The organism is Flavobacterium branchiicola (assembly GCF_018383905.1).
In the GTDB taxonomy this organism is placed as follows: Bacteria; Bacteroidota; Bacteroidia; order Flavobacteriales; family Flavobacteriaceae; genus Flavobacterium; species Flavobacterium branchiicola.
Window position 1 is genome coordinate 826,641 of the sequence record NZ_JAGYWA010000002.1, and the last position, 6,689, is coordinate 833,329.

Sequence of the window (6,689 nt, forward strand, 5' to 3'; positions counted from 1 at the left end):
ATTAACTATAAAGAAAGCCTAAAGAATTAAAGTGATTCTTTAGGCTTTTTTAGTTTAAATATGCGATTTGATATAGGCAATAATATCTTCGATTATTTGGTCTATTGCACTTTGTTCAGGATTAAAATAAGAACCGTCAAAAAATCTTGCGCTTGTACCTTCGCCAGTGGGAGAACCATGATGGGCATCTATTGATTTACGCCAGTATTCGGCATGATTTTTCCATTCTTCCTGATTAACCAAAGCTGGTGCAACAGACCAGAGATTCCAGGATAATACATTATTAGGCTGAAGCATATTACCCGAAGCTAAATTAAAAGCTTTCATTATTAATTCATTAAAGTCATCAACAATAGGATCTTTGGTTGGTTTTATATCACCAATTTCTACCGAGATATACGAAGTAGTAAAAGCTTCCGGATGCACTGCAAACGAAGGATTGTTATAATCTGGAGAAAGACCTTTGTTTACCTGAAAAATTGGCTGATCGGGATGGCCTGGCAAATAGGTATTGACTCTAATGGCATTTTCCTTATTTAATGGAAACTTCGGAAAATAATATCTTAAGAATGGCCAAACTTCCTTTATTTTATCACCCTGATGTTCGCTTGGCGTAAACCAGATTTTGCCTTCAACAGTCATGTCTAAAGCCATTTCTTTGGTTTGTTCGTTAACCCAGCCTCTTTGTCCGGTTACCGTTACTTCTACATTTAAGCAGATTTCATCTTTAAGCCAAATACCTTGTTGCGGACAAATTACGGAATAAACTCTTCCTTCATCAGTGTAGCCAATTCGGGAAACGTAAGGGGCAAATCGTTGGTAACATCTTTGAGTATTAGGAGCATCTTTTTGAGTTTCCCAGCTAAACTCGGGCCATTTTACACCAAGCTGACGTTTGAGGAATTTGATATTATCCATATTACTCAACATGGGTAGAGACGAAAGATCTCTTGTAGGATATTGCATTGGTGAGTTCGGTGGTGGAAATCCCCCAATCCATCCGTTTGGGATGTCTGAATTTTGATTGTTTTGCATAATTTTATTGGTTGTTTATATTTGAGTCAGTAAATTTAAGGCAATGTATAATCTTACAGATAAGTATATTTACCTGTTTTTAAGTATTTGTAAATCAATAGAATGTGTTTTGTTTATGAATTGTAGGTAATGTTTTGACGTTCTTCCTTATATGGAGAATATTACGGCATAATATATTATTAGTTTAATTTAAATTACTTTGAAAAAAAAGCATTGTATAGTTCTTCATTATTTACATTTTCTAAAAGAAAGACCTCTTTTGTCTTTTAGATTTCTTATTTTAGTAATTCAACCGGAAAATAGATAAAATCATGATTTTAGGTTTTAAACGTTTACTGTCTTACTTCCTGCTTTTGCTGGTATTAATACTGATGCCAGATAAAGCTACAGCGCAATTGTTAGGTACTGGAAAAACCACAACAGAAGAACCTGTTAAAATTCCCGATGATTCTCTAGGCAGGAGAACGCCACAAGGAACAGTCAGTGGATTTATAAAAGCCATTAGCGAACAAAATTATTTACGCGCCAGCCAATACTTTGTTTTAAGTAAGCGTTCGTATCGAAAAACGGCAGAACGAATACGTATTGCAAAGACTTTTCAGACACTGCTGGATCAGGGCGGTAATTTATCGCCATCTTCTATTATTAGTAATAAAGAAATTGGCCGTACAGATGATGATTTGGCTATTGGTGTAGATCTTGTTGGAAATATTTCGACTAATAAAACAACGATACAATTGTATGTAGAAAACCAGTCAGATGATAGTCAGGCTGCGTTATGGCTTTTTTCTGCTGAAACGGTAGAGGCGATTATCGCAACTGATGTTACAGGAGAAAAAACTTTTCTGGACAAAGTACTGCCCCAGGTTTTACTGGAAAAAAAATTAGGAAATGTACCTGTAGGACATTGGGCAGTAGTAGTAATTATGACGGTAGTATCTTATTTCCTTTCCCGAATACTAATTTTGATATTTGCTTATCTGATACAGAAGTTTTGGAAAAAAGCAGATACTGAAAAGGGAAGTGCTATTATTGAAGCTCTGACATTACCGGTTCAGATGTATCTTGCAGTAATTTTATTTGTTGCTTTTACGCAGCGTATGGGAATTTCCATAATTGTGCGGCAACGCTTTAGCATTATAATAATTACCATCGGAATTGTAGCTGTTTTGATATTGTTTTGGCGATTAACCGATTTTGTAAGCATGTACACCCGAAACAGAATGACCTCAAGCGGTCGTATTTCTGCAGTATCTGCCGTATTATTTTTAAGCCGAATGACAAAAGCAGCAATTATTGCTATCGGAATTATTGCTCTGCTTGGAATTATCGGAGTAGATGTTACAGCCGGATTAGCAGCTTTGGGAATTGGAGGTATTGCATTGGCTTTGGGAGCTCAGAAAACAATAGAGAATTTTGTAGGTAGTGTAAGTCTTATTGCCGATCAGCCACTTAGAGTGGGTGATTATTGCCGTGTTGATGATATTAAAGGAACTGTAGAATCTATTGGAATGCGTTCTACTACACTTCGTACTTCTGCGCGTTCTATTGTAACTATTCCGAATGGACAGCTATCGGCCAGTAAAATAGAGAATTATGCACATCGCGATCGCTTTATTTTTAATCCCATTTTTAATTTTAGGATGGAAACAACGCCCGATCAGATGCGATATCTGTTAGTTGAACTCCGGTCTTTATTGTATTCACATCCTGCAATTATAAATTCATCTCCTGTTGTACGTTTTACCGGCATTACAGCCGATGCTCTAAAGGTTGAAATTACAGCCTATATAAAAGCGATAAATTTTGAGACATCACAAGAAGTACAAGAAGATTTATTGTTACGCATGATGGACATTATAGAAAAAAGCGGTACATCTTTGGCTTATCCATCTCAAACATTATATATTTCGCGTGATGTGTCACGATCAACCGAAAAATCGGATCAAGTTTCTGAAACAGTTAAAAAATGGAAAGAGAATAACGAACTGCAATTACCGAAGTTCGATCCAAAACGGGTAGAAGAGTTGAGAAATAGTATAAAATACCCAGATGAAGGAAGCTTTAAACCAGATGAGGATTATAATCTGTGAAGCATAATAAAAAAAGGCTAAAGAATTTAAATAACTCTTTAGCCTTTTTCTTTAAACGATGTTTCCATTATGTATGAGTATGCGTACTGATGAGATTCTGGAAACTGCTTCAGCAGAACAACTTGCATCAAGAAATACTAAATTAGCGGTATCTCCTGTTTTTGGCCATTGCTGAATGCCTTTATCGTCTAAAGGAATCGGACCTGCTGTAGCAAGTTTTAGCATTCTGGATAAACCAAGCTCAGTTACTTGTCCGTATAATTGCGCAGCAAGATTTGCTTTTTGTAAAACACTTCCGGTTCCAAATGTATTCCAATGATCAATAATGCTGTCGTTTCCGGTCATCACATTTACGCCATGTTTCATTAAAGTTGGAATTGGCATGATCAATCCTCCAAACGGAACAGTAGAAACAATTCCTACTTGTGCATTGCTTAGTTTTTCTGCCATTTCTTCCTGTTTAGCAGCATCCAATTTTCCAAGAGCAAAACAATGGCTCAAAAAAGTTTTTCCTTTTAAAGCTTTATTTTCATTGACTTTAGCAATTAGATATTCAATGGTTTTTACTCCCGATTCTCCGGATTCGTGCAAATGAATATCAATTCCTTTATTGTTGTCTAAAGCTAACTGAACTGTAAAATCGATTGTTTTTTCAATGGCGCCGTCAATAGAGTAGGGATCAAGTCCTCCGATAAAGTCAATGTCCATTTTGGCCGCTTCTTTAAGATACGGAACAGAATCGGTATAAAAAACACCATGCTGCGGAAAAGCAACCAATTCTGCACCAAAAGTATTTTTTTTGTTTTCTAAAGCTTTTTGCAGATTCTTTAAAGATTGTAATTTTGATGTTGGTTCAATATTTACATGGCTTCGGGCAAAAGATGTGCCGTGAGATTGTAATAGTTCAATTAATTTTTCTGCTTTCTGCGTAGAATCTTTAAGCATTTCGGGTAATATTTGCTGTTCTAATGCAATCATTCCCTTTACACCTCCAGTTCTTCTTTTTACTGCTTGCCAGTCATTATAAAAGGTTTTATCGAGATGAATGTGCATGTCACGGAAAGCGGGAAGCATCAAAAAGCCTTTTGCATCGACAGCTTCTATGTTAGGTTTATTAGCAGAAATAGATTTTATTTTTCCATCGCTTATTTCAATGCAGAATAATTCGGTTTTAGTACGTACAACTTCTTCTTTTTCATATTCAAAACCAGTTTCTAACCGAACATTTTTTATAGTGTAATTTTTTCCCACAGCTAAATTTAGTTTGGAATCTGTTTCAATATTTACTGAATTTACTGAAGCTGCTGCGGTATTTACAAAGCTTGAACCAACGACAAGACCAGCGACGCCATAGACAGAATTACGTAAAAAGTCTTTGCGGGTTATATTTGAGTTTTTCATGTGAAGTAGTTTGAAATACAAAAATATAGTTCGCATAAATACAAGCTTTGAAAAATTTATCTCAAGGCTTGTAAAATTTATAACTGTTCCCGAAAGTTAGTTGGACTAATGCCGGTTTGTGTTTTAAAGAAATTTGAAAAATAGGCGTGATCTACAAAGCCTAGATTAAAAGCTATTTCTTTAACCGAAAGAGTTGTGGCTTTAAGTTGTCGTTTAGCTTCCAGTATAATTCGTTGCTGAATTAATTGTGTTGCTGAAATTTTCAAATGTTTTTTACAGAGTATATTGAGGTAATTGGCTGAAATATGAAGTTTTGAAGCGTAAAAAGAGACCAGTTTTTCTTCTTTAAAAAAGTGATCAATCAATTCCTGAAACTTTGCAATGCGGGGTTCAGTTTGGTAAATATCATGATCCGAAAAGATTTTTGCAGCTTCTTTGCTTATTATAGAAGCAATTACTGAAGTTCGTGTACTGATTAATTCCGGAAGACAATCTGTGCTTTCCAGTTCGTTTTTAATAGCGTCAAATTCATAATGAATAAGCTTATAAGATTCCTGACTGAGTTGTATAACGGGATGATTATGATACTGAACAAATGAAAATCGAAAACCGGAAGAAAAGCTTTCGAAGAAATCTCTGTCGATCATCAATTGATAACCGGTTGTTTCAGGCTCGATATACCATTTGTGTATTTGTCCCGGAAAAAGTAAATGAATTTGATGGTTACTGATTTTATAATCGATAAAGTCAATATTGTGAACTCCTTTTGCCTCATCGAAAAGCACGATTATAAAAAAATCGTGCTGATGTGGTTTATCAATATGGCGTTCGCCATGAAGTTCATTAAATAAAAGCTGATCGTTATGCCAGTTTTGGTTGGTTTTGAATTCCTGAAGGCCAAGAAGCGGTATATTTTGGTCTTTTTTAACTGGCATTATATCGGGTTAATTCTTCTAAAGAATCGTGTTGTAATAAAACTTAAAAGTGAATATTTAAAATTACTTTAAAACTTCATTAATAGTATTAACAAAAGCTTCTACAGGCTGTGCTCCGGAAACAGCATATTTTCTGTCAAAGACAAAAAACGGAACTCCTTGCACACCAATTTCCTGTGCTTCCTGAATATCGTGTTCAACTTCTTTAGAGAATAAGTTTTCATCAGTTAATACATTGAGAACTTCCTCTTTATTAAGTCCGGCTTGTTCAGCCAATTCAATTAGAGTGGGACCATTATTTAAATCACGACCATCTGTAAAATAGGCTTTAAAGAATATTTCTTCCATTTTGTCGCCTAGCTTTTTAGTTTTTGCTAATTGAATAACTCGATGTGCAGTAAAGGAGTTTGAAATGATTGCTTTGTCAAAATTATAGTCCAAACCAACGCTTTTTGCACGTTCTGTGACACCTTTATGCATTTCTTTAGATTGTTCAACAGACATACCCTTTCGTTCGGCTAAAAACGTATAAACATCCTTTCCTGATTGTGGTGTAATTGTAGGATCAAGCTGGAAGCTTTTCCATTCGATTTCAATTTCTTCATTAGGAAATTGCTCTAAAGCAGTTTCCAGTTGTCTTTTTCCGATATAACAAAACGGACACATGATGTCCGACCAAATTTCTATTTTCATATTACAAAGTTAATAAAAAATTGTTTCAGGTTTTTGTTTGTTTCAGGTTTCAGGTTTTTGGATTGTGTTGATTTTAACCGCAAAGAACGCAAGGTCTTTTTATTTTTGGTTGCTTAATAAAACGCAAAGTTCGCAAAGCTTTGAGAAAAAACTTTACGAACTTTGCGTAAACCTTTGCGTCTTTGCGGTTAAAAGACACAAAGTAAAGCAACTTGAAACTTGAAACTTGAAACTTGGAACTTGGAACTTGAAACTTGGAACTTGAAACAAAACCAACAAAAAGTTATCATGAGTTATCCTGAAAAAGGTTGACTGAATTAATAATATAAAATTAATTAAATCGGAACAGAATTGCTTTTGTTCCGATTTATTTTTTTCCATGTTTTCAATTTTACTTGATTTTGCAAATGAGCTTGATTTGGAGTCAGCATATTGATTGATAAATGCACTCTAATTTGATTATAAAAAAAGATAGATTCCTGGACTTGCTTTTTTAAGTTCTCAAAATCTTCAAAAATTTCAGACAATGCGA

At 34.8% G+C, this 6,689-nt stretch carries 6 protein-coding genes; 1 reads left to right on the forward strand and 5 read right to left on the reverse strand.

All coding sequences use genetic code 11. The features are described 5' to 3' along the window. Positions 1-54: 54 nt before the first annotated feature. A complete protein-coding gene (locus KHA98_RS07030) occupies positions 55-1,035 on the reverse strand; it encodes a hypothetical protein (RefSeq protein WP_213256661.1) in 981 nt (326 codons plus the stop codon). A 311-nt stretch (positions 1,036-1,346) separates the two neighbouring features. Here KHA98_RS07030 and KHA98_RS07035 point away from each other — a divergent pair, with 311 nt between their 5' ends. After that, the gene (locus KHA98_RS07035; protein ID WP_213256663.1) at positions 1,347-3,128 is read left to right on the forward strand and encodes a mechanosensitive ion channel family protein; all 1,782 of its coding nucleotides are present in this window, start codon (positions 1,347-1,349) and stop codon (positions 3,126-3,128) included. Between the two features lie 51 nt (positions 3,129-3,179). Here KHA98_RS07035 and KHA98_RS07040 read toward each other — a convergent pair whose 3' ends face one another. From KHA98_RS07040 to KHA98_RS07055, 4 genes are all read right to left on the reverse strand, one after another. After that, positions 3,180-4,529 (reverse strand): amidohydrolase, encoded by a 1,350-nt coding sequence (locus KHA98_RS07040; RefSeq protein WP_213256665.1) that lies wholly within the window; start codon positions 4,527-4,529, stop codon positions 3,180-3,182. Positions 4,530-4,606: 77 nt separating this feature from the next. After that, positions 4,607-5,464: an AraC family transcriptional regulator gene (locus KHA98_RS07045; protein WP_213256666.1), complete on the reverse strand. Its 858-nt coding sequence runs from the start codon at positions 5,462-5,464 to the stop codon at positions 4,607-4,609. A 63-nt stretch (positions 5,465-5,527) separates the two neighbouring features. Further along, positions 5,528-6,157: a DsbA family oxidoreductase gene (locus KHA98_RS07050; protein WP_213256668.1), complete on the reverse strand. Its 630-nt coding sequence runs from the start codon at positions 6,155-6,157 to the stop codon at positions 5,528-5,530. A gap of 335 nt (positions 6,158-6,492) precedes the next feature. Beyond that, positions 6,493-6,689 (reverse strand): IS3 family transposase (locus KHA98_RS07055; protein ID WP_213256670.1); only part of this gene is annotated, 197 nt, incomplete at its 5' end.